Annotated in this window: 20 protein-coding genes and 1 pseudogene; 18 read left to right on the top strand and 3 right to left on the bottom strand. The window is 70.0% G+C overall.

Translation table 11 applies throughout. The features are described from left to right. Positions 1–97 precede the first annotated feature (97 nt). From B9Y95_RS15215 to B9Y95_RS15205, 3 genes are all read left to right on the top strand, one after another. On the top strand, positions 98–856 hold the full coding sequence (locus B9Y95_RS15215; RefSeq protein WP_143736508.1) for a hypothetical protein: 759 nt from the start codon (positions 98–100) through the stop codon (positions 854–856). Positions 857–958: 102 nt separating this feature from the next. After that, positions 959–1228 carry a 30S ribosomal protein S15 gene (rpsO, locus tag B9Y95_RS15210; RefSeq protein ID WP_056012204.1) on the top strand — a complete coding sequence of 90 codons (270 nt, stop codon included), beginning with the start codon at positions 959–961 and terminating at the stop codon, positions 1226–1228. 248 nt (positions 1229–1476) lie between these two features. Continuing rightward, on the top strand, positions 1477–2964 hold the full coding sequence (locus B9Y95_RS15205) for an amino acid permease (protein WP_085513061.1): 1488 nt from the start codon (positions 1477–1479) through the stop codon (positions 2962–2964). A gap of 144 nt (positions 2965–3108) precedes the next feature. Here the strand turns inward: B9Y95_RS15205 and B9Y95_RS15200 are convergent. Beyond that, a pseudogene (locus B9Y95_RS15200) lies at positions 3109–3594 on the bottom strand (DedA family protein); the annotation flags it as partial. 117 nt (positions 3595–3711) lie between these two features. On the opposite strand from B9Y95_RS15200, the gene B9Y95_RS15195 reads away from it, so the two are divergent. Beyond that, on the top strand, positions 3712–4632 hold the full coding sequence (locus tag B9Y95_RS15195; protein ID WP_085513059.1) for an NADP-dependent oxidoreductase: 921 nt from the start codon (positions 3712–3714) through the stop codon (positions 4630–4632). Here B9Y95_RS15195 and B9Y95_RS15190 read toward each other — a convergent pair. Continuing rightward, positions 4622–5734: an acyltransferase family protein gene (locus tag B9Y95_RS15190; RefSeq protein WP_234994130.1), complete on the bottom strand. Its 1113-nt coding sequence runs from the start codon at positions 5732–5734 to the stop codon at positions 4622–4624. The genes B9Y95_RS15195 and B9Y95_RS15190 overlap by 11 nt on opposite strands. A gap of 117 nt (positions 5735–5851) precedes the next feature. Here B9Y95_RS15190 and B9Y95_RS20425 point away from each other — a divergent pair, with 117 nt between their 5' ends. The 6 genes from B9Y95_RS20425 to B9Y95_RS15160 all read left to right on the top strand — a co-directional run bounded on the left by B9Y95_RS20425 (position 5852) and on the right by B9Y95_RS15160 (position 13749). Continuing rightward, positions 5852–6934, top strand: a complete 1083-nt coding sequence (locus tag B9Y95_RS20425) for an FUSC family protein (RefSeq protein WP_085513490.1) — start codon at positions 5852–5854, stop codon at positions 6932–6934. A 301-nt stretch (positions 6935–7235) separates the two neighbouring features. After that, complete coding sequence (locus B9Y95_RS15180; protein WP_079707114.1) at positions 7236–9527, top strand: polyribonucleotide nucleotidyltransferase; 2292 nt, start codon at positions 7236–7238, stop codon at positions 9525–9527. Positions 9528–9721: 194 nt separating this feature from the next. After that, positions 9722–10870 carry a pyruvate dehydrogenase (acetyl-transferring) E1 component subunit alpha gene (gene pdhA / locus B9Y95_RS15175; protein WP_085513057.1) on the top strand — a complete coding sequence of 383 codons (1149 nt, stop codon included), beginning with the start codon at positions 9722–9724 and terminating at the stop codon, positions 10868–10870. After that, positions 10867–11913 carry an alpha-ketoacid dehydrogenase subunit beta gene (locus tag B9Y95_RS15170; protein WP_085513055.1) on the top strand — a complete coding sequence of 349 codons (1047 nt, stop codon included), beginning with the start codon at positions 10867–10869 and terminating at the stop codon, positions 11911–11913. Before pdhA ends, B9Y95_RS15170 begins: the two co-directional genes overlap by 4 nt. Then, positions 11910–13253, top strand: a complete 1344-nt coding sequence (locus tag B9Y95_RS15165) for a dihydrolipoamide acetyltransferase family protein (protein WP_085513054.1) — start codon at positions 11910–11912, stop codon at positions 13251–13253. Before B9Y95_RS15170 ends, B9Y95_RS15165 begins: the two co-directional genes overlap by 4 nt. 118 nt (positions 13254–13371) lie before the next feature. Further along, complete coding sequence (locus B9Y95_RS15160; RefSeq protein WP_085513052.1) at positions 13372–13749, top strand: VOC family protein; 378 nt, start codon at positions 13372–13374, stop codon at positions 13747–13749. Between the two features lie 15 nt (positions 13750–13764). Here the strand turns inward: B9Y95_RS15160 and B9Y95_RS15155 are convergent, their stop codons facing one another. Next, the gene (locus B9Y95_RS15155) at positions 13765–14397 is read right to left on the bottom strand and encodes a TetR/AcrR family transcriptional regulator (RefSeq protein WP_085513050.1); all 633 of its coding nucleotides are present in this window, start codon (positions 14395–14397) and stop codon (positions 13765–13767) included. Between the two features lie 105 nt (positions 14398–14502). Between B9Y95_RS15155 and B9Y95_RS15150 the strand changes: the two genes are divergently transcribed. From B9Y95_RS15150 to B9Y95_RS15115, 8 genes are all read left to right on the top strand, one after another. Beyond that, positions 14503–16110, top strand: coding sequence for a carboxyl transferase domain-containing protein (locus B9Y95_RS15150; RefSeq protein ID WP_200811427.1), 1608 nt, complete (start codon positions 14503–14505; stop codon positions 16108–16110). Between the two features lie 4 nt (positions 16111–16114). After that, complete coding sequence (locus B9Y95_RS15145) at positions 16115–18226, top strand: ATP-binding protein (protein WP_085513046.1); 2112 nt, start codon at positions 16115–16117, stop codon at positions 18224–18226. Further along, on the top strand, positions 18223–19389 hold the full coding sequence (locus tag B9Y95_RS15140) for an acyl-CoA dehydrogenase family protein (RefSeq protein WP_085513044.1): 1167 nt from the start codon (positions 18223–18225) through the stop codon (positions 19387–19389). The genes B9Y95_RS15145 and B9Y95_RS15140 overlap by 4 nt, the downstream gene beginning before the upstream one ends. 7 nt (positions 19390–19396) lie before the next feature. After that, positions 19397–19894 (top strand): MaoC family dehydratase, encoded by a 498-nt coding sequence (locus B9Y95_RS15135; protein WP_085513488.1) that lies wholly within the window; start codon positions 19397–19399, stop codon positions 19892–19894. Then, positions 19876–20733, top strand: coding sequence for an HpcH/HpaI aldolase/citrate lyase family protein (locus tag B9Y95_RS15130; RefSeq protein ID WP_327083102.1), 858 nt, complete (start codon positions 19876–19878; stop codon positions 20731–20733). Before B9Y95_RS15135 ends, B9Y95_RS15130 begins: the two co-directional genes overlap by 19 nt. 171 nt (positions 20734–20904) lie before the next feature. Beyond that, on the top strand, positions 20905–21984 hold the full coding sequence (locus B9Y95_RS15125) for an aldo/keto reductase (RefSeq protein ID WP_079002693.1): 1080 nt from the start codon (positions 20905–20907) through the stop codon (positions 21982–21984). Between the two features lie 70 nt (positions 21985–22054). Then, complete coding sequence (locus B9Y95_RS15120; RefSeq protein WP_085513042.1) at positions 22055–23422, top strand: M16 family metallopeptidase; 1368 nt, start codon at positions 22055–22057, stop codon at positions 23420–23422. Then, positions 23423–24025, top strand: coding sequence for a histidine phosphatase family protein (locus B9Y95_RS15115; RefSeq protein ID WP_085513040.1), 603 nt, complete (start codon positions 23423–23425; stop codon positions 24023–24025). It begins immediately after the preceding gene. Positions 24026–24053: the final 28 nt, after the last annotated feature.

The raw sequence follows: 24053 nt of genomic DNA, 5'->3' as shown, positions 1-24053 counted from the left end.
GCCCCGGTCTTTGGGATACTGGTGGCGTGCGTCGCCGTCCGGCGTCGCCGGAGGGAGTGGTGGCCAGGTGATCCCCGGAGCGCGTCGACTCGGTTCGATGTTGCAGCGTGCCGCTCGTGCCGCGGCGCTCGCCGTGGTGGCGGTGTCGCTCGGCGCCGGATCCGTCGTCCTGCCGCTCGCCGCATCCGCTCCCGCGTCGGCCGCCGGCACCGGCACGATCGAGAGCCCGACCGACGGCGACACCGTCTACCGCGTCGACTACACCCTGGACGGCGAACAGGTGAGCGGATTCGACGTCACCGGCACCGCCGACGCGGGTGCCGACGTCGTGCTGTCCTACTGGCGCTCGATCGACCTCTACGACTCGGCGAAGGCTTGCTTCAGCAGCTCCACGGCCGACGACGCGTCGTGCGACCTGCAGTCCACCGGCGGGACGGGGGCGACCGAGTTCCGCTTCGACGGTCAGCCGATCGAGATCGGGAGCGACGGCGGATGGTCCACCAGGATCAACATGACCCAGTGGCTGCGCGGCGCGGACGCGGGGGAGTACGACATCACCCTCGCCCTCGTGTCGACGAACGCCGACGGCGGGGCCACGCTCGGCGACCCGGTCCGGCTCGTCTACGACTCCACGACGACCGCCGAGGCGGCGGAGGCGGCGGCCGAACCCGCGCCGAGCGCCAGTGCCGGCCCACCGCTGTGGGTCTGGCTGCTCCTCGCCTTCCTGGTCCTGGACCTCGTCGCGCTCGTCCTCATCCTCGTGCTGCGTCGCCGACGCCGGGTCGCAGCCAGCGAGGCTGAGGAACGGGCGAACGCGAAGCGGCGGTCGACGCACCGCGAACCTCCCACGCTCTGAACCTGCTAGAATCACAAGGTTGCCGTCGAACGGCCGCGGATCAAGAGAGCCCACGCATCAGGCGACGGGCACCGCGCAACGAACAGAGAGGGGATCACCACTATGGCGCTTGAAGGAGACCGTAAGAAGGCGATCATCGAAGAGTACGCAACCCACCCAGGTGACACCGGATCCCCCGAGGTCCAGGTGGCGGTCATGACCCGCCGCATCAAGGACCTCACCGAGCACCTCAAGGAGCACAAGCACGACCACCACTCGCGTCGTGGCCTGCTGCTCCTGGTCGGACAGCGTCGCCGCCTCCTCGGCTACCTCCAGGCCGTCGACATCGAGCGCTACCGCTCGCTGATCGAGCGCCTCGGACTCCGCCGCTAGGCAGCACTCTGAACCCTCCGCCAGCTCACGAGACCCACGGTCCCTGAGCCTGTCGAAGGGCGCTGACACCGCGAGCTTCTTCGTGACGGGCCGTCATCCTCCGGGATGGCGGCCCGTTCGTGTTCGATCAGGAACCCGGCAGCTGCAGAACATCCCGTCTGCGGCTCGACCTCAGCCTGCTCATCTGGCAAGGTCGAGAGTCGGCTTCGAGCGAGGCCACGAGGTACCGCACCACGGCAAGGAGCACCATGAGCATCTGGCGGACGAAGAGCATCGAGGACTCCCTCGCGGATTCCAGCGTCGAAGGGCGCAGCCTGAAGCGCACCCTCGGCACCTGGGACCTCATGATCATGGGTGTCGCGGTCGCGGTCGGTGCCGGCATCTTCTCCGTCGGAGCCAAGGCCGCGGGCAACTACGCGGGCCCGTCCGTGTCGCTCGCGTTCATCCTCGCCGCCGTCACCTGCGCCCTCGCGATCATGTGCTACGCGGAGTTCGCCTCCACGGTGCCGGTCGCCGGCTCCGCCTACACCTTCACCTACGCCACCCTCGGTGAGCTCCTCGCGTGGATCATCGGATGGGACCTCATCCTCGAGATGCTCACGGCTGCAGCCGTCATCGCGAAGTACTGGGGCATCTACCTCAGCAACGTGTTCCTGCTCTGGGGCTGGGACGTGCCGAGCGAGCTCGACGTCTTCGGGCTCAAGGTCAGCTGGGGCGCGTTCGTCATCGTCGCGATCTTCACCACCCTGCTCGTCCTCGGGACGAAGCTGTCCTCGCGTGTCGCGAGCGTCTTCACGATCATCAAGGTCGCGATCGTCATCTTCGTCATCGTCGTCGGTGCCTTCTTCGTCAAGGCGGCGAACTACACGCCGTTCATCCCCGACGAGGTCCCGACGAAGGGCGGCGCGTCCGACGCCTGGTCGCAGTCGCTGTTCTCCTTCATGACGGGGGCCGCGCCCGCGCAGTACGGCGTCTTCGGTCTGCTCGCCGGTGCCTCACTCGTCTTCTTCGCCTTCATCGGCTTCGACGTCGTCGCCACGAGCGCGGAAGAGGTCAAGAATCCGCAGCGCAACCTGCCACGCGGCATCTTCGGTGGCCTCGCCATCGTGACCGTCCTCTACGTCGGCGTGAGCCTCGTCCTCACCGGCATGGTGCCGTACACGACGCTTGCCGAGGCTGAGGACCCCTCGCTCGCGACGGCGTTCATCGCGGTGGGCGCGGACTGGGCGGCGCAGGTGATCTCGATCGGCATCCTCGCGGGCCTCACGACCGTCATCATGGTGCTCCTGCTCGGCCTCGCCCGCGTGGTCTTCGCCATGAGCCGCGACGGCCTGCTCCCGCGCTCGCTCAGCGTCACCTCCGAGAAGCGCAAGACACCCGTGCGGGTGCAGCTCATCGTCGGCGCGCTCGTCGCGCTGATCGCCGGCCTGACCGACGTGGGCATCCTCGAGGAGATGATCAACATCGGGACGCTCTCCGCGTTCGTGCTCGTCAGCATCGCCGTGATCGTGCTGCGGAAGAAGTACCCGAACCTGCCGCGCGCGTTCCGCGTCCCGTGGTCGCCGTTCCTCCCGATCCTCTCAGCGGTGCTCTGCGTCTGGCTCATGCTCAACCTGACGACGCTCACCTGGGTGCGGTTCCTCGTCTGGCTGGCGCTCGGCTTCATCATCTACTTCGCCTACAGCCGTCGGCACTCCATCGTCGGCAAGAAGGCGCGGGGCGAGCTCGTCGAGTGAGGCCCGTGTCCGTCGCCGTCGTGCGGCCACAGCTGCGCTGATCCGGTCGACGGTCACGCCCAAGCCGACGGCGACGACGATCGAGACGGCGGTCGCGAGTACCGGCTGATCCGGGAGGAACCGGCCGACGACGGCTCCGACGCCCACGTTCCACAGCGCCCAGGCGAGCCCTGCGAGGACGGTGATCGGCAGGTACCGACGGGGGCGGAGGCCACTCGCCCCGGCGACGAGGTTGACCGCGATGCGCGCGAACGGGATGTAGCGCGCGGTGAGGATGGCTGCAGCGGCGCGGCGCTCGAGCGCGGCACCCGCACGTCCGATCGCGCCCGCGACCCGCGGGCGCCGCATCCAGGCGAACCGTGTGGTCCCGATCCGTCGCCCGAGGAGGTAGCAGGACACGTCGCCGGTCACGGCGCCCGCCCAGGCCACGCCGATGAGGAGGGCGAGGTCCGGCGAGCCGCTCGACGCCGAGATCGCTCCGAGCGCCGTCACCGCGGTCTCGCTCGGCAGGACGACCAGGAAGGCGTCGGCGACGGTCAGCAGGTACAGCGCCGGGAACACCCAGCCCGACGCGGCGATCTCCAGCAACCACGCCGTGATCGCCGTCTGCAGCTCATCGACCCATGCCATGCCCGTGATTCTCGCTCGGCCGGGTGAACGGCACGTGACGTCCGCTGCGGCCAGGGTGGTCCTCGCCCGGGAAGCGTGTGAGCATGGAGGTCGGCGGAAGCCGGCTGAGGAGGCATCATGGCGAGGTTCGTGCGGTTCGACCGGTTCGGTGGTCCCGAGGTGTTCCACCTCGTCGAGGGCGACATCCCGGTGCCCGGCCACGACGAGGTCCGCGTCCGTGTCCTCGTCGCAGGCCTCAACCCCGTTGACCACAAGCTCGCGGCATCACCCGAAGCGCTCGCCTCCTTCGGACGGGACGTCCCGAGCGGGAACGGCAACGACTTCGCCGGGGTGGTGGACGGCGTGGGGAGCGGTGTCCAGGGGTTCGCGACGGGCGACCACGTGTACGGCGGACACCGGTTCCACGCGCAGGCGGACTTCCTCATCGCTCCGGCCGGCATCCTCCATCAGGTGCCGGACGGGCTCACCATCGAGCAGGCCGGCGCCCTCGACATCGCGGGACGCGCGGCCATCGCATCGGTCGCCGCCGTCGGTGTCCGGCAGCCGGACACGGTGCTCGTGAGTGCTGCGGCCGGCGGGGTCGGCGTGCTCGCGGCGCAGCTCGCCAGGCGGACGGGCGCGGTCGTGCTCGGCACCGCCGGCGCGGCCAATCAGGAGTTCCTCCGCGGTCTCGGCGTCATCCCCGTCCAGTACGGCGACGGGCTGCGCGAGCGCGTCCTCGAGGCGGCCCCTGGCGGGATCACCGCCGTCATCGACACCCACGGCCGGCCCACCCTCGAGCTGGCGCGCGACCTCGGCGTCGCGCCGGAGCGGGTCAACACGATCGCGGACCGACCGTTCGCCGCCGAGCACGGGTTCCGGGGCGTCGGCGGACAGGACGCGACGCTCGACGAGCTGGCAGCGCTCGGCGAGTCGATCGCGCGGGGTGAGATCGTCCTCCCCATCGACAGCGTGTGGCCCATCGAGCGGGTCGTCGACGCCTACCGCCACCTCATCGACGGGCACGTCCGCGGGAAGGTCGTCCTCGTCACTTCGTGACGTCGCGGCGCGATCCGGTCGGGTCGCTCCGAGGGGGCTCCGGGTCGAAGGCCCGCTTGCGGCTGAAGATGAACGCAGCCCGGGGTTCGATGAGCGGTCTCGTGATGCGGCGCACGGGTCCGCTGGAGAGCACGATGACGATCAGGACGGACAGCACCAGCAGGCCGATCAGGACGAGCTCCGGGTTGCCCGTGTCGGTGAGGACGCCGGACTCACGCAGGGGGTAGAGCACGAAGGAGTGCAGCAGGTAGACGTACATCGTCGACTGGCCGTACCGGGTGATCCACGACTGGCCGCGGGGGACGAGCACGAAGAACGCCGCGGTGAGGACGACGGCCAGCAGGATCGCCGCGAGTCGCACCAGGCCGCCCGTCCCGTCCTCGTTGCCGAGCGCGGTGTACCCCCGGTCGTAGAAGAACCAGTAGCGCAGGTCGATGCGCCGCCACAGGTCGATCCCGACGACGAGGACGACCGCCCACACGATGAGGACGACGGCGGCGGCGATCCGGATCCACCAGGCCCTCGTACGGACGAGACGCCAGCGGTCCACAAGACGCCACCGGTTGATCTGCCACCCGAGCACGAAGAACGGGAGGATCCCGAGTGCGCGCGAGAGCGAGAACGTGCTGTCGACGTTGTCGAGGTAGCCGACGCCGATCGAGATCACCACACTCCAGAGCAGTGGCCAGCGCAGGAGCGCGAGATAGGGCAGAACGAGGCGGAAGATGCCGAGCGCGAGGAGGAACCAGAGGGTCCATGACGGTTGGGTCGGATTGAACGCGCGTTTGCCCTCGACGAGGAACTGCACGAGGGACCAGATCCCCTCCATGATCAGGTAGGGCAGGAGGATGTCCGTGATCACCCGACGCATCTGTCGTCGTCCGGGAGGGGCCGACTTCGAGAAGTACCCGCTGATGATCGCGAACGCCGGCATGTGGAAGGCGTAGAGGAACAGGTACACGACGAGCGCGGGGTCGGACTCGGAGGTCAGGCGTTGGATCGCGTGGCCCATGACCACGAGCGTGATGCACGCGAAACGGGCGTTGTCCCAGAACGGGACGCGCTGCTTCGGGCGAGCGGCTGCCGGCGCGGGATGCGTCAACGTCACCTCCTGGGGTCCGCACCAGCGTAGCCCGGGGCGGCCGGCGCGACGACGGCGCCCGGGCACCGCGGTCAGGATGGCGTAGCGTTGGATGGTTGCACGAGAGCGGAGGACCGGATGGCTGAACGCGGTCTGAAGACCTCGCTGATCAGCTTCGCGCCGTCGCCGAAGCGGTGGCCCGCCGCGCTGACTGCGGCCATCGCGATGGCCGTGCCGGTCGCGGTCGCGACGTTCTTCGGACTCACGCCGCTCGGCCTGCTCACCGGCCTCGGGGCGTTCACCGCGCTCTACTGCGCGCCGCTCAGCCGCCGGGACCGTCTGCGGGTGCTGCCGCTCATCGGAGCAGGACTCGTCACGGCCGCGGCGCTGGGTGTCGCGATGTCGGGTTCTCGGCCGCTGACCGCGATCGGCCTCATCGTCGTCGGGTCGGTGGTGATCTGGCTGGTGCAGGGCATCGTCCTCGGCCCTCCGGGCGCGCTGTTCTTCATCCTCGTGTTCGGCATCGCCGGCCATCTGACCGCGCCCGTCCCGATCGGCGGCGCTGGGCTCGACGGCGGACTGGTCATCCTGCTCGTCGCGGCCGGTTCCGCCTTCGCCTCGCTGGTGGTCGTCGCGCCGTTGCTCGTGCCGGCCGTCCGCCGCGGCGCGGGGAAGCCGACGCCGATGCGCGTGTTGTTCCCCGAGTACCGGCTGAGCGCGACCGACCGCCGGATCGCGACACGCCTCACGGTCGCGCTCGCGATCAGTGCGGTCCTCGGAGCGGTCCTCGGCCTCGGTCACGGGTACTGGATCGCCGGGTCCGCCGTCGCGATCCTCAGCGTCGGGCACTCGCGCACCCTGAGCGCGACACGCGGCGTGCACCGCGTGCTCGGGACGGTCGTCGGCGCCGGGATCTTCCTCGCCGTGGCCTCGCTCCAGCCGCACGGCTACATCCTCGCGCTCGTGCTGGCCGCCCTGCAGTTCACGATCGAGCTCGTCGTCATCCGGCACTACGCGTTGGCGCTCGTCTTCATCACGCCGCTCGTACTCATCATCAGCACGTCCTCGTCGACGCAGCCGGTGCTCGCGATCGTGGGGGAGCGCGTGCTCGACACCCTCCTCGGAGCGGCCGTCGCGATGCTCCTCCTGCTCGTGTCCTGGGGACGCGATCGCCGCCGCGCGGCGTCTCCGGACGCTCCTGGCACCCCGCCCATCACCTGAGGATCCGTGTCGTTCCGGGGATCGCCGAACCCCCCTCTGCTAGGCTGACCGACGGCGGACCGTGATGGTCCGCTCCGCGCACAGCCAGCCGACAGGAAGCTGGTCCTCGGTGGTGTATCCCTCGCGATCCGCGGGTGGTGTTCTACTGGTGGCCAGCCAAGTCCCGGAAGACCGGGCGGCTTGAGCAAGTACTGCGGCTGTGTTGCGCGCTGCATCATGCACGACCGCGCTCGACGGCGCGTCCATTCGGGACGCGCGGCCCGTCACTCGACGGGAGCGCACACGTACGAAGGAGAGACCTGTGGAAGGTCCAGAAATCAAGTTCGCCGAGGCCGTTCTCGACAACGGCAAGTTCGGCAAGCGCACGGTCCGGTTCGAAGCCGGCCGCCTCGCGCAGCAGGCACAGGGCGCGATCGCCGCGTACCTCGACGAGGAGACCATGCTCCTCTCGGCCACCTCGGCCGGAAAGCACCCCAAGGACAACTTCGACTTCTTCCCCCTCACGGTGGACGTCGAGGAGCGCTCCTACGCCGCCGGCAAGATCCCCGGTTCGTTCTTCCGTCGTGAGGGCCGCCCCTCGACCGAGGCGATCCTCGTCTGCCGCCTCATCGACCGGCCGCTGCGCCCGTCGTTCGTCACCGGCCTCCGCAACGAGGTCCAGATCGTCATCACCGTCCTCTCGATCGCTCCGGGTGAGTTCTACGACGCCCTCGCGATCAACGCGGCGTCGATGTCCACCCAGATCTCGGGTCTGCCGTTCTCCGGTCCGATCGGCGCCGTCCGTCTCGCGCTGATCCCCGGCCAGGCCGGCGAGGCCGACCAGTGGGTCGCATTCCCGAAGGTCGACCAGCTCGAGGAGGCCGTCTTCGACATCATCGTCGCCGGTCGCATCGTGACCGACGCCAACGGCAACGAAGACGTCGCGATCATGATGGTCGAGGCCGAGGCCACCGAGAACAGCTGGAACCTCATCAAGGGCGGCGCCACGAAGCCCGACGAGGCGGTCGTCGCGGCCGGTCTCGAGGCCTCCAAGCCGTTCCTCAAGCAGCTCGTCAAGGCGCAGAGCGAACTCGCCGCTCAGGCGGCCAAGGAGATCGCGGCCTACCCCGTGTTCCTCCCGTACACGCAGGAGAGCTACGACGCCGTCGCCGGTCTCGCACACGACGAACTGGTGAACGTCTACCAGATCGCCGACAAGATCGAGCGCCAGAACGCCGACGACGCCCTCAAGGACCGCGTCAAGGCGGAGATCACCGAGCGCGTCGAGGCCGGTTCGCTCGACGCCGAGGTGCTCACGCAGTTCTCGGCGGCGTACAAGTCCGTCTCGAAGGTCGTCATGCGCGGCCGTGTCCTCCGCGAGGGCATCCGCATCGACGGCCGTGGCCTGACCGACATCCGTCCGCTCGACGCCGAGGTGCAGGTCATCCCGCGCGTCCACGGTTCTGCGATCTTCCAGCGCGGCGAGACCCAGATCCTGGGTGTCACCACGCTGAACATGCTCAAGATGGAGCAGCAGATCGACTCGCTGTCGCCCGTCACGAAGAAGCGCTACCTGCACCACTACAACTTCCCGCCCTACTCGACCGGTGAGACCGGCCGGGTCGGTTCGCCGAAGCGTCGCGAGATCGGGCACGGCTTCCTCGCCGAGCGCGCACTCGTGCCGGTGCTGCCGAGCCGCGAGGAGTTCCCCTACGCGATCCGTCAGGTCTCCGAGGCCCTCGGGTCCAACGGTTCGACCTCGATGGGTTCCGTCTGCGCCTCGACCCTGTCGCTGCTGAACGCCGGTGTGCCGCTCCGCGCACCCGTCGCCGGTATCGCCATGGGCCTCATCTCCGACGTCGTCGACGGTGAGACCCGTTACGCGGCGCTCACCGACATCCTCGGCGCCGAAGACGCCCTGGGCGACATGGACTTCAAGGTCGCCGGTACCTCCGAGTTCGTCACGGCCATCCAGCTCGACACGAAGCTCGACGGCATCCCGACCTCGGTCCTGACCGGTGCGCTCCAGCAGGCCAAGGACGCCCGCACGACGATCCTCTCCGTGCTGAACGCGGCGATCGACGCTCCCGACGAGATGGCGCCGACCGCGCCTCGCGTCATCAGCGTCCAGATCCCCGTCGACAAGATCGGCGAGCTGATCGGCCCGAAGGGCAAGACGATCAACTCGATCCAGGACGAGACCGGCGCCGACATCTCCATCGAGGAGGACGGCACCGTCTACATCGGCGCCGTCGACGGTCCGTCGGCCGAGGCCGCTCGTGCCCAGGTCAACGCGATCGCGAACCCCACCAACCCGGAGGTCGGCGAGCAGTTCCTCGGAACCGTCGTCAAGATCGCCGCGTTCGGCGCGTTCGTCTCGCTGCTCCCGGGCAAGGACGGCCTGCTGCACATCTCCGAGGTCCGCAAGCTCGCCGGGGGCAAGCGTGTGGAGAACGTCGAAGACGTGCTCGGCGTCGGCCAGAAGATCCTCGTCGAGATCACGAAGATCGACGACCGCGGCAAGCTCTCGCTCGCTCCGGTCGTCGCCGATGAGGCCGACACGCACGGCAGTGACGCTGCCAGCGAAGGTCCTGAGGCCCCGGCCGAAGGCTAAGCCTCAGCAGTTGCACCCGAACGCCCGTCCCGCTTCCGCGGGGCGGGCGTTCGCCGTTGCGCGGAGTGTCGACGGTTGAGCGCCAGGGTGATCCGGCGTAGCCTCGGACCACCTCGCGATGACGCGAGGGCACGGCATCGCTCACGAGGCACCGCCGTGAGGTCACCGAACTCAAGGCGGCGTGCATCGTGTCGATGGAGACTCACACCCAATTCCCGCAGGATTCCGACGAGCGGGGCGGTGATGCACGCGAACCGGTCCCGGTCGACCGAGGGTGCGTCCAGCTCCTCGATCCGGACGGCGTCCGTCAGGAGGACGCCCTCTACGACCTCTTCGTCGCCGACCTCGGTCACGCCGAGCTGCTCGCGCTCTACGAGGACATGGTCGTCACGCGCCGCATCGACACGGAGGCGACCGCCCTCCAACGTCAGGGCGAGATCGGTCTGTGGCCACCGTCGCTCGGGCAGGAGGCCGCCCAGGTCGGGTCGGCGCGGGTGCTGCGGCGCGGGGACTTCGTCTTCACGAGCTACCGCGAACAGGCCGTCGCCTACTGCCGTGGCGTCGAACTCGACCAGCTGATGGCGATGTGGCGGGGGACCGCGCTCTCGGGCTGGGACCCGTTCGCGGTCGGCATGGCGACGCCGGCGGTCATCATCGGCGCCCAGACGCTCCACGCGACCGGCTATGCGATGGGCTGTCAGCGCGACGGGTCCGACGCGGTGGCCGTGGCCTATTTCGGCGACGGGGCGACGAGCCAGGGCGACGTGAACGAGGCGCTGGTGCTCGCCGCGAGCTTCCAGGCACCCGTGGTCTTCTTCTGCCAGAACAACCAGTACGCGATCTCCGAGCCCGTCGGGCTGCAGGCCCAGCGCCCCATCGCGGACCGGGCACCGGGGTTCGGGGTGCCGAGCATGCGGGTCGACGGCAACGACGTGCTCGCCGTGACGGCGGCGATGCGGATCGCCGTCGACCGCGCACGTTCCGGTGGTGGGCCCACCTTCATCGAGGCCGTCACCTACCGCATGGGGCCGCACACCACCTCGGACGATCCGACGCGGTACCGGGACGAGAGCGAGGTCGCGTCGTGGCGGGCGAAGGATCCGATCACCCGTCTCGAGCGTCTGCTGGAGTCCGAGGGGATCCTCGACGAGACGGCCCGAGCCCACGTCGCGTCCGTCGCCGACTCGGCTGCCGCCCGGGTCCGTGCGGGGTGCCTCGCCTTGCCTGCCCCTGACCCGCTCTCGCTCTTCGACGAGGTCTACGCCACCGCCCACCCCGGGCTCGAACGGCAACGCGAGGAGTACCGCTCGTACCTCGCGATGTTCGACGGTGGTGCCCGATGACCACGCTCACCCTCAGCAAGGCGATCAACACCGGACTGCACCACGCACTCGCCGATGACGACCGGGTCCTGTTGCTCGGCGAGGACATCGGCCGACTCGGTGGGGTGTTCCGGGTGACCGACGGCCTCCAGGCGGAGTTCGGTGCCGATCGCGTCGTCGACATGCCGTTGGCGGAGTCCGCGATCATCGGAGCGGCGATCGGTCTGGCGTTCCGAGGCTTCCGCCCGGTGTGCGAGATCCAGTTCGACGGGTTCATCTATCCGGGCTTCGACCAGATCGTCGCGCAGTTGGCGAAGCTGCACTACCGGACGAAGGGGGCCGTGCGGATGCCGGTCACCATCCGGGTGCCGTACGGCGGAGGCATCGGCGCCGTCGAGCACCATTCCGAGTCCCCGGAGGCGTACTTCGCGCACACGGCGGGACTGCGCGTGGTGACGTGCTCGGACCCCCAGGACGCGCACACCATGATCCGTCAGGCGATCGCGTGCGACGACCCGGTGCTGTTCTTCGAACCGAAGCGGCGGTACTGGACGAAGGGCGAGGTCCTCGACGACCTGCCCGCCGATCCGCTCGCGTTCACCCGTGCGCGGACGGTTCGCGCCGGCACGGACGCGACGCTGGTCGCCTACGGCCCGCTCGTCCAGACGGCGCTCGAAGCTGCGGAGGCTGCGGCCGACGAGGGCGTCGACCTTGAGGTGATCGACCTCCGATCCCTCGCGCCTCTGGACGTCGACGCGGTCGCCGCCTCGGTCGAGAAGACCGGGCGACTCGTCATCACGCACGAGGCGCAACGCTCCGGAGGGGTCGGAGCCGAACTGGCGGCCTCGATCACCGAACGCTGCTTCGACCTCCTCGAAGAGGCCCCGGTGCGGGTGACGGGGTTCGACACGCCCTATCCCGCTTCGGCGCTCGAGGACCACTTCCTCCCAGACCTCGATCGGATCCTGGACGGGGTGGATCGCGCGCTGGGGCGTCGGTCCTCCGCCTCGGCCGTCGGCAGGGCCGATGCCCGTTCGACGACCGGTGGGGAGGGACGGCGATGAAGCGGTTCTCCCTCCCCGATCTCGGTGAAGGTCTGACCGAGAGCGAACTCGTGTCCTGGCGCGTCGCCGTCGGCGACCACGTCGAGCTCAACCAGGTGATCGCCGAGGTCGAGACCGCGAAGGCGCTCGTCGAACTGCCCGCGCCGACCGCCGGCGTGGTCACGAGGCTCCACGTCGAACCGGGGACGACGGTCCTCGTCGGCGAGGCGCTCGTCGACTTCGCGCCCGATGGCGAGACCGCTCCGTCCCCGTCGGTCCCCGAGGTCGACACGGCGGAGGTCGACCGCCCGAGTGGAGCGGCGGACCGCGAGCCGGTCCTCGTCGGCTACGGCCCTCGCACGGCGAGCGGGGAACGGCCACGGCGTCGTGCCCGGTCCGTCGGCGATGAGGCACCCGCCCCGGCGCAGACCGCTCCGATCTCGGAGCGTGCACGGCCCCGCGCGACACCGCCGGTCCGGCGACTCGCCCGCGATCTGGGCGTCGACCTCGGAACGCTCGTCGGCACCGGCGTCGGTGGTCGGATCGCGCGTGAGGAGGTCGAGCACGCTGCGACCGGCCTGAGTGGGCAGCTGCCGGAGCGTGCTCGCGGAGCGGGAGCGGCACCCGCCGGGACCCCAGAGGCGCCGGCCACGGCGGCCGACGGGTCGGTGCGTCGGCCGATCACGGGGGTCAGGCGCCGGACTGCCGAGGCGATGGTGAGCAGCGCGTTCACGGCTCCCCACGTGACGGAGTTCCTGACGGTCGACGTGACGCCGACGATGTCGCTGCTGGACGCGCTCGCCCGCTCACCTCGGACCGGGGACCACCGGGTCAACATCCTGACCGTCCTCGCCAAAGCGGTGTGCATCGCCGTGAGACGCACTCCCGCGGTCAACGCGAGTTGGGACGAGGCTGCCGGGGAGATCGTCGAGTACGGCCACGTCGGACTCGGGATCGCCGCAGCGACGCCGCGGGGACTCCTCGTCCCGAACATCGCACGGGCCGAGGAGCTCAGCCTGTTCGAACTCGCGGACGCCGTGGCGGACGTCGTGCGCACGGCCCGCGAGGGACGCACCGCTCCGGCGGAACTGCGAGGGGGGACGATCACGATCTCCAACGTCGGCGTCTTCGGCGTCGATGCGGGGACGCCCATCCTGAACCCCGGTGAGGCGGCGATCATCGCGCTCGGTGCCGTCCGTCGCCAGCCGTGGGAGTTCGAGGGACAGGTCGCGCTGCGACACGTCGTGACGCTGTCGCTGTCGTTCGACCATCGGCTCATCGACGGAGAGCAGGGGTCCCGGTTCCTCGTCGACCTCGGGACGATGCTCTCCGATCCGGCGATGGTCCTGACGATGGTGTGATCGTCGAGTCCAGGCCCTCGCGCTCGCCCGCCCCGGCGGCCGTTCGGGCCTGGACGCGACGACCGCGACGTGGCATCGTGCATCGTGTACGCATCGGGAATCAGCGAAGGAGCGGCTCATGGTCACCTACACGGATGTCTTCAGCGGGTTCTCGGTCGACGACATCGGCGCGGCGAGGGCGTTCTACCGGGACGTCCTCGGTCTCACGGTCACCGACAACGCCATGGGATTCCTGGACGTGGCGCTGCCCGCCGGCGGGTCGGTGCTCGTCTACGGGAAGCCGGACCACACACCAGCCTCGTTCACGGTCCTGAACCTCGTGGTCGAGGACATCGACGCGGCAGTCGACGAGCTGCAGGCGCAGGGCGTGGTGACGAAGCTCTACCCCGACGACGTCCTGCCGACGGACGCGAAGGGGATCATGCGCGGGAACGGCCCGGACATCGCCTGGTTCACCGATCCAGCGGGGAACGTCCTGTCCGTGCTCGTCGACTGACGCTGCTCCGCTTCCTCACGCGGCGAGCAGGGCGGCCAGTGCCATCCGCTCGAGCGTCGAGCGCACCGCCTCGCGGTCAGGTGTCCCGGCCTCGTTCCTGCCAAGGGAGGTGCTGTGGGACGTGGAGTTGATCAGTCCGAAGCCCGCGAGCGCGCGGACCCGCAGGTCCGCCGCGGGGATCGTGGGGTGCAGCGTCGTGAGGACGTCCACCCACCGCTCGACGTAGCGCCGCTGGAGGGTGCGGACCGCGCGGCGGTCGTCCGGTGCCAGGCTGTCGAGGTCGTGGTCCTGGATGCGGATCACGTCGGGGTCGTCGAGGGCGAAGGCCACATGGAAGGTGACCAGCGAACGCAGTGCCCGATCGCTGTCCGGAGCCTGCTCGACCTCGCGGGTCCCGCCGTCCAGCAGATCCTGACTGACGCCGACGAGGAGTGCTGCGAGGACGGCCTGCTTGCTCGGGAAGTGGCGGTAGACGGCGGGTCCGCTCATGCCGACGGCCGTTCCGAGGTCCTCCATCGACACCCCGGCGAAGCCGCGCTCGGCGAACAGTCCGGCCGCTGACCGCAGGAGGGCCGAGCGACGTGCCGCTTTCGCCTCCGAGCGCCCGAGGTGCGGCGGGTTCGGGGACGGTGTGTCACGACCGGTCATCGGATCTCCTCGGGGTGGACTTTTTCAGTTAATGAACTGTAACCTCTCTTTCAGTGAGTGATGAGTAACTGAATGCACTCACGGTCGACGACGACAGGAGCCCGAGTGCCCATCCTCACGAGCGGTGCCGATCCCACCTCAGCCCGATTCCGCGAGCAGGAGGCGGCGCAGCGGGAGCTCGTGACCGTGCTCGAACAGACGATGGCGACCGCGGCCCTGGGCGGACCGGAGGCGTCGCGGTCCCGGCACGTCGCCCGGGGGAAGCTGCTGCCGCGCGATCGGGTCGACCGCCTGCTCGACGAGGGGAGCCCCTTCCTGGAGATCGCGCCCTTGGCCGCGCACGGCATGTACGACGACGCGACTCCCGGCGCCGGGGTCATCGCCGGGATCGGCCTCGTCCACGGACGACACGTGCTCGTCGTGTCGAACGACGCGACCGCGAAGGGCGGCTCGTACTTCCCGATGACGGTGAAGAAGCACCTCCGGGCCCAGGAGATCGCTGCCGCGAACCGGCTGCCCTGCCTGTACCTGGTCGACTCCGGGGGAGCGAACCTCCCGACGCAGGACGAGGTCTTCCCTGATCGGGACCACTTTGGCCGGATCTTCTTCAACCAGGCCAGGATGTCGGCGGCCGGTATCCCGCAACTGGCCGCCGTGCTCGGTTCCTGCACCGCCGGAGGCGCGTACGTCCCCGCCATGAGTGACGAGAACGTGATCGTGCGTGGCCAGGGCACGATCTTCCTGGGCGGTCCACCCCTCGTGAAGGCCGCGATCGGCGAGGTCGTGACTCCGGAGCAACTCGGCGGCGGCGACCTCCACGCCCGGGTGTCGGGGGTCACGGACCACCTCGCCGACGACGACGCGCACGCGCTCGACATCCTCCGGGATGCGGTCGCGACGCTGCCGGCGCCCCACCAGCGCGCGTGGGAGGTGCGTCCGAGCGTGCCGCCGGTCGTCCCGGAGACGGAACTGTACGGGGTCGTCCCGGCGGAGCTGCAGACGGCCTACGACGTCCGTGAAGTGATCGCGCGGCTCGTCGACGGCAGCGACTTCTCGGAGTTCAAGCGCGAGTACGGCGACACCCTCGTGACCGGGTTCGCGAGGCTGCACGGGCACCCCGTCGGCATCATCGCGAACAACGGCGTGCTCTTCAGCGAGTCGGCCCTGAAGGGCGCTCACTTCATCGAGCTCGCCGACCAGCGCGGCATCCCGTTGCTGTTCCTCCAGAACATCTCGGGCTTCATGGTCGGCAGTGACGCCGAGGCCGGAGGCATCGCCAAGCACGGCGCGAAGATGGTCACCGCGGTCGCGACCACCCGGGTGCCGAAGCTGACGGTCGTGATCGGCGGTTCGTTCGGCGCCGGCAACTACTCCATGTGCGGCCGGGCCTACGATCCCCGCTTCCTCTGGATGTGGCCGGGCGCGCGCATCTCCGTCATGGGGGGACAGCAGGCGGCGAGCGTCCTCGCGACCGTCAAGCGCGACCAGCTCGAGGCCCGCGGTGAGGCATGGACCGCCCAGGCGGAGGAGGACTTCAGGGCGCCGATCCTCGCCGACTTCGAGGAGCAGGGCAACCCGTACTACTCGACCGCGCGGCTCTGGGACGACGGCATCATCGATCCCGCCCAGACCCGCACGGTCCTCGGACTCGCGCTCGAGGTGTGCTCCCGCGCGCCCCTGCCAGAACCCGGCTTCGGCCTGTTCAGGATGTGACGGCATGACGATCCAGACACCGAACCGTACGGGCCACGCATCCGCGCGTCCCTTCCGCTCCGTCCTCGTCGCGAACCGCGGCGAGATCGCCTGTCGCGTGATCCGCACGCTCACAGCGATGGACATCGAGAGCATCGCGGTCTTCAGCGACGCGGACCGCGACGCCCCACATGTCCGGCTCGCGGACCGCGCCGTCCGCCTGGGACCCGCGCCGGCCTCGGACAGCTATCTCGACGTCGACGCCGTCGTCCGAGCCGCCGTCAGGACCGGGGCCGAGGCGGTGCACCCGGGCTACGGATTCCTGTCCGAACAACCCGCGCTCGCGAGGGCGCTCGCCGCTGCGGGGATCGTCTTCATCGGACCGGACGAGCGCGCCTTGGTCCTCATGGGCGACAAGATCCGGGCGAAGGACCACGTCGCGGCTCAAGGCGTCCCGATCATCGAGGGCGTCGCCGACGCCTCGCTCGACGACGACGCACTCGTCCGTGCCGGCGCCGCCATCGGCTTCCCGCTCATCGTGAAGCCGGCGGGTGGTGGCGGCGGCAAGGGGATGCAGGTCGTGGAGCGCGCCGAGGAACTCCCATCGGCCATCGCCTCCGCGCACCGGGTGGCCGAGGCGGCCTTCGGCGACGCCACGCTCCTCCTCGAGCGGTTCGTCACGAGACCCCGGCACATCGAGGTGCAGGTGCTCGCGGACGCCCACGGTGCGGTCGTGCACCTCGGGGAGCGTGAGTGCTCGCTCCAGCGTCGGCACCAGAAGGTGGTGGAGGAGTCCCCGTCGCCGCTCACCGACGACCGGCAGCGGGCGCGACTCGGCGAGGCGGCCTGCACGGTCGCCCGGAGCGTCGGCTACCGAGGGGTGGGGACCGTCGAGTTCCTCGTCGCCGACGACCGACCCGACGAGTTCGCCTTCCTCGAGATGAACACGCGGCTGCAGGTGGAGCATCCGGTCACCGAGCTCGTCACGGGTCTCGACCTCGTGGAGTGGCAGGTGCGCGTCGCCGCCGGCGAACCACTGACGATGACGCAGGACGACGTCGTCCTGCGGGGTCACGCGGTGGAAGCACGGCTGTACGCGGAGGACCCGTCGAAGGGCTTCCTGCCCCAGACCGGGGTGCTCGAGCGGGTGCGTCTGCCGCAGGGGCCGGGCGTCCGCATCGACGGCGGCATCGTCGCCGGGCAGTTCGTCGGTCCCTGGTACGACCCCATGCTCGCGAAGATCGTGTGCTGGGCCGAGGATCGCGAGACCGCGCTCCGGCGACTCGATGCCGCGCTCGCGGCGACGGTGGTCTTCGGCGTCCGCACGAACCTCGACTTCCTCCGGCGGCTCCTCGCCGACGAGGAGGTCGTCGCGGGACGACTGCACACCGGTCTCATCGCCGATCTGCTCGACGACAGCCCGTCCGCTGCGACGTCCGAGCGGGTCCTGACCGCGGTGGCGCTCGCCGAAACGGACGACCGGCGATCCGAGGCCGCAGCGCGGACCGCCGGACTCGGGACGCCGTGGTCGGATCCGGGTGGGTGGCGCCTCGGGACGGCAGCACCGACGCGACAGCACCTGCGTCTTGAGGACGGACGCATCGTCCGCTTCGAGGTGCGTGGCTCGAGCGACGACGCGAGCGTCTCCGTCGATGACGCGGCACCGACCCGGGCCGCGGTCCTCAGCGGGTCGGACGGCACCCTGTGGTTCGAGCACGACGGTGTCAGCACCCCGTTGGAGACCGTCCGTGTGGGGGACGAACGGTGGATCGCGCTCGACGGTGCCATCAGTGTGGTCGAGGTGGTCCCGCGCGAGGCGCTCCCAGCCGGCGGGGATCCGACCGCGGCCGGGGCGGTCGATCCGGAGGTGCGGACGCCGATGCCCGGCACCGTCACGGCCGTGCACGTCACGAGCGGCGACGCCGTCACCGCCGGTCAGCCGCTCGTCACCGTCGAAGCGATGAAGATGGAGCACCTCCTCACCGCCACGAGCGACGGCACGGTCACCCTCCACGTCGCCACGGGTGGCACGGTCGCCACCCGTCAGTCGGTCGCGACGATCGCCGCAGACCCCGTCGCAACCCACCTGAACGCAGCCCCAACCGATGCAGCACCCACGAACGGAGCATCAGCATGAACACCGAGCTCAGCCCCGAGCACCAGCGGATCGTCGACACGGTCAAGGCGTTCGCCGACGAGGTCGTCGCGCCCGCCGCCTATCAGTACGACACCGAACGCCGCCTGCCATACGACATCATCGCGCAGATGGGGGAGCTGGGACTCTTCGGGCTACCGTTCCCGAAGGAACTCGGCGGCGGGGGGATGGACTACTTCGCGCTCTGCCTCGCCGTCGAGCAGCTCGGACGCGTCGATCAGAGCATCGGCGTCACCCTCGAGGCCGGCGTCGGCCTCGGAGCCATGCCGATCTACCTGTACGGCACCGACGCCCAGCGCGAGGAGTGGATCCCGCAGCTCGCGAGCGGGCAGGCGCTCGCCGCGTTCGGTCTCACCGAGGCGCGTGCCGGCAGTGATGCAGGCGCGACGGAGACCACCGCCGAGCTCGTCGACGGTGAGTGGGTGATCAACGGCACGAAGCAGTTCATCACCAACTCCGGGAGCGAGATCACCCGTCTCGTGACGGTCACGGCCGTCACGGGGGAGCGGGTCCGATCCGACGGCCGGGTGACGAAGGAGCTGTCGTCGATCCTCGTGCCGGTCCCGACGCCGGGCTTCACCGCGCTACCGCCCTACGACAAGGTCGGGTGGCACACCTCCGACACCCACCCGCTGCGGTTCGAGGACGTCCGCGTGCCGGAGGGCAACCTGCTCGGCGAACGCGGGCGCGGATACGCCAACTTCCTCACGGCGCTCGACGGTGGACGGATCGCCGTGGCCGCGCTCGCCGTCGGAGCGGCCCAGGGCTGCCTCGAGGAGGCGATCCGCTACGCCAAGGAGCGGGTCGTCTTCGGTCGAGCGATCGGCGACAACCAGTGGATCGCCTTCCGGATCGCGAAGATGCAGGCGCGGGTCCACACCGCCAGGCAGGCGTACTACGACGCCGCGTCGCGCATGTTCCGAGGCGCGCCCTACAAGATGGAGGCCTCCATCGCGAAGATGGTCGCCGGGGAGGCCGCGATGGACAACGCGCGCGACGCGACCCAGATCTTCGGCGGCTACGGGTTCCTCAACGAGAACCCGGTGGCGCGGCACTACCGGGACTCGAAGATCCTCGAGATCGGTGAGGGCACCACCGAGGTGCAGCTCATGATCATCGCCCGCGAACTCGGCTTCGCGTCGTGAGGTCATGATGACCGACTCGTCCGAGACGACGTCCGGCCCCGTCATCGAGCAGCGAGGCCTGTACTTCGAGGAGTTCGTGGTGGGTGCGACCTACCGCCATCGCCCCGGACGCACCCTCACGGAAGCCGACAACGTCCTGTTCTCGACCCTCACGATGAACGGGCAGTCGCTGCACGTGGATGCCGCGTGGTCCGCGACCGGGCCGTTCGGCGAACGGCTCGTGAACTCGATGCTGACGCTCTCGACGCTCGTGGGGCTGTCGGTCGCGCAGCTCACCGAGCAGACGATCGTCGCGAACCTGGGCTTCACCGACATCGCCTTCCCGAACCCGATGCACCACGGCGACACGCTGTACGCCGAGACGCTCGTGACGGCCAAACGGCTGTCGTCGTCGAGGCCGGGCGAGGGTGTCGTCACCCTGCTCCACACGGGTCGGAACCAGGACGGCGTCGTCGTCGCGACCGCGACGAGGAGCACGCTCGTCCAGTGCTCGGGTGCATCGTGACCGGCGCGGCGTTCGACCTGGGGCCGGCGATCCTCTTCGTCCCAGCAGACCGCCCCGACCGCTTCGACAAGGCGGCGGCGCGTGCGGATGCCGTCATCCTCGATCTCGAGGACGCCGTGGCCCCGGCCGACAAGCCGGCCGCCCGCCGGGCGATCGCCGACCATCCGCTCGATCCCTCGCGAACGGTCGTCCGGATCGACCCGGCTGGGACCGTCGAGTTCGACGACGATGTCGCGGCGCTCGCGGACACCGACTATCGCACGGTGATGCTGGCGAAGACGGAGACGACCGCGGCGCTCGACCGGCTGGTGGACGCGATCCCGGACGTCCGGATCATCGCGCTGTGCGAGACCGCTGCCGGTGTCGTGCAGGCACCCGCGTTTGCCGCCCATCCTGCGGTCGTCGCGCTCATGTGGGGCTCTGAAGACCTCATCGCCTCCCTGGGCGGCACGAGCAGCCGCGGGGCCGACGGGCGATACCGGGACGTCGTCAGACAGGCGCGGTCGTCGGTGCTGCTCGCCGCGGGAGCTGCCGGGGTGGCCGCGATCGACGCCGTCCACCTCGACATCGACGATCTCGACGGGCTCGCGGACGAGGCGGCGGACGCGGCCGCCGTCGGCTGCATCGCCTCCGCGTGCATCCACCCGGGACAGGTCCCGACCGTTCGCGCCGCCTACCGCCCGGACCCCCGATCGGTGGAAGCGGCGCGTACGCTGCTCGACGCCGCAGTGGGGGCCGCCGGCGTGTTCCGGCACGAGGGACGTATGGTCGACGAGCCGCTCCTGCGGCACGCGCGACTCGTGCTCGCCCGTGCCCAGATGTCCGTCGATCCGAGGTGATCGACCGACTCCCGCAATCGTTACGAATCAGTTGCCACCCGGTCGTGATGTCGTCCAGCCGAAGTCGCCGGTCTCCTCTAGCCTGGTGAGCAAGCACCGGCCCGTCGCTCCACGCACGGATCCCGACGGTGCAGCGCGTCACCGGTCGGCGGACCGAGAGAGGGGCAGGGGATGCCACACCTCTGGCGCTCGTCGAGCACCCGTGGCAGTTCTCTGGTCGGCGGAGCAGCGGACGGCGTCGACGACGACGCGAGTCGGCGTCCCGAGCAGCTCGTCCCGCACCCGTCCTTCCCGACGCCCGTCCAGGACCCCGAGCCCTCTGAAGCACCGAGGCGCACGATCGGCGACTCCGAGTTGTCGGTCTTCCCGGTCGTGCTCGGCGGCAGCGTGTTCGGGTGGACGGTCGACCCCGACACGACGTCGGACATCCTCGACCGGTTCCACGACTCCGGCGGCAACATGGTGGACACCGCCGACAGCTACGCGGGCGGCCGCAGCGAGATCCTCATCGGCAACTGGATGCGGAAGCGCCGCAACCGGGACGACATGGTGGTCGCGACGAAGATCGGCCGGCACCCCGACTACCCGGGTCTCGGCTCGGTGAGCATCATCCGTGCGGTCGAGGCGGCGCTCGAACGGTTGCAGACCGACCACATCGACCTGCTGTCCTTCCACGACGACGACCCGAGCATCCCGTTGGCCGACAGCCTCGGGACGGTCGACTGGTTGATCGAGACCGGCAAGGTCCGCTACCTCGGCACCTCGAACACGACCCCTGAACGACTGATGGAGGCACGGATCCTCTCGGCCAGCGGCTTCACCCAGTTCGTCGCGCTCGAGACGCACTACAGCCTCATGCATCGGGAGCCCTACGAGAGCACCCTCGCGCTCGTCGCGACGGCCCAGCACCTCGGCGTCCTGCCCTACTTCGCCCTCGCGAACGGGTTCCTGACGGGCCGCTACCGCACCCGCTCCGACCTCGACCCGAGCACCCGCGGCAGTCGCGCCGCGACCCACCTCCACCGCCGTGGGCTGCGGGTCCTGCACGTCCTCGACGAGATCGCGGAGGAGAACCGCTGCACGGTGGCCTCGGCCGCGCTCGCCTGGGCCATGTCACGTCCCGGCGTCGTCGCGCCCATCGCGAGCGCGTCCCAGCCGGCTCACGTCGACTCGCTCATCGCGGCGGCCGACGTGCGGCTGAGCCGCGGGCAGATCCTCGAGCTCGACCGCGTCTCCGGTCGCTTGCGCTGAGTCGGCCGGCGGACGACCGCGCACCGACGCTCGCGCGCGACGCCCGGGAACCTGACGTATGGTTGGGGTGATGAACGCCGCCGTCGACTTTCCGCTCACTCGTCCCGAGCTCGCGTTCACCGCATCCGGGGACGCGCTCGTCCGGCGGACGGTCCTGCCCAACGGGCTGCGCATCCTGAGCGAACACATGCCGGGCAGCCGCAGTGCCACGATCGGCTACTGGGTGGCCGTCGGCTCCCGCGACGAACAACCGGCGACCGCCGATCGACCGGCGACCTTCGGCTCGACGCACTTCCTGGAGCACCTCCTGTTCAAGGGCACGCCGTCGCGTTCCGCCCTCGACATCGCGGTCGCCTTCGACGCCGTCGGCGGCGAGCACAACGCGCTCACAGCCAAGGAGCACACCTGCTACTACGCCAAGGTGCGCGATCGCGACCTGCCGATGGCGGTGGACGTCATCACCGACATGCTCACCTCCTCGCTGCTCGACCCGGACGAGTTCGAGAACGAACGCGGTGTCATCCTCGAAGAGCTCGCGATGATGGACGACGATCCAGGGGACGTCGCCAACGAACGGTTCTTCGAGCGTGTGCTCGGCGAGCACCCGCTCGGGCGTCCCATCGGCGGTCACCCGCAGTCGATCATCGACGTTGGCCGGGACGCCGTCGTGGCGCACTACCGAGCCAATTACCGCGCGAACGACGTCATCGTGACGGCGGCCGGCGCCGTCGACCACGACGCGCTCGTCGCCCAGGTGTCGGGGGCGCTCGTGCAAGCGGGCTGGCCGGCGGACGCGGTGGCCGCACCGGTCGCGCGTCGGACCCTCGCTCCTGCTGCCATCGTCGGCGGCTCGCCGCTCTCGGTCGTGCACCGACCCACCGAGCAGGTCCACCTGCAGATCGGCGGAGCGGGCCTCATCGCGGGCGACGAGCGACGATTCGCCATGAGCATGCTCAACTCCATCCTCGGCGGCGGCATGTCCAGCCGCCTGTTCCAGGAGATCCGAGAACGGCGTGGGCTCGCCTACTCGGTGTACTCGTTCGCCGGCAGCTACTCGGACGCCGGCGTCTTCGGCCTCGCTGCCGCCTGCTCCACGGCGAAGGCGGCGACCGTGGCCGAGCTCATGCTCGCCGAGCTCCACCGGCTCGCCGAGCACGGCGTGACGGACGAGGAGTTGTCGCGCGCGCTCGGCCAGCTGAGCGGCGCCTCGGCGCTGGCCCTGGAGGACTCGGACTCGCGCATGAGTCGCCTCGGTCGAGCGGAGCTGACCCTCGGCGAGTTCATCGACCTCGACGAGAGCATCCGTCGCCTGCAGTCCGTCGGTCAGGACGATGTCCAGCAGCTCGCGCAGCACCTCGCCGCGCAGCCCATCACGGTGTCGGCGGTCGGAGCCGTCGACGAGGACACCTTCGCTCCGATCATCGCGGGGGTGCGTTGAATGTCCCATTACCTGTATCTCGTCAGACACGGCGAGCAGCAGCACGCTGAGCACGGCTTGCCCGACGGACCACTGTCGGCACGCGGTCGGCGGCAGGCTCAGTTGCTCGCGGAGCGCCTCGGCGGTGTCCCGATGACCGCGGCGTGGCACTCGCCGTTGCAGCGTGCCGCGGAGACCGCCCAGATCATCGCCGAGCGGATGCCGGCCGTCATACCGGAGCCGTCGTCACTGCTCTTCGACTGCGTCCCGAGCGGTCGCACACCGGAGACGCCGTCGGCGTTCGACCCCTTCTTCGGCTCGATCACCGAGGCGGAGATCGAGGCTGGCGAAGCGCAGATGGCCGACGCCGCCGCCGAGTTCCTCTCGCCGAAGCGCGGTGATCATCACGAGCTGCTCATCACGCACAACTTCGTCATCGGGTGGCTCGTCCGCGAGGCGCTCCAGGCGCCCGCATGGCGCTGGGTGAGCATCAACCAGGCCAACGGCGGACTGACGGTGCTGCACCAGCGCGCCGGGCGTCCGTGGAGCCTCATCACCCACAACGACCTCGCGCACCTCCCCATGGAGCTCCGCACGGGCCTTCCCGAGCCGCACATCGTCTAGCCGGGCGGCCCGCCGCCTCCCGGGCGGG

This window comes from Plantibacter flavus (assembly GCF_900177615.1).
GTDB classification, from domain to species: Bacteria; Actinomycetota; Actinomycetes; order Actinomycetales; family Microbacteriaceae; genus Plantibacter; species Plantibacter flavus.
This window is presented reverse-complemented; position numbering and strand designations above follow the sequence as displayed.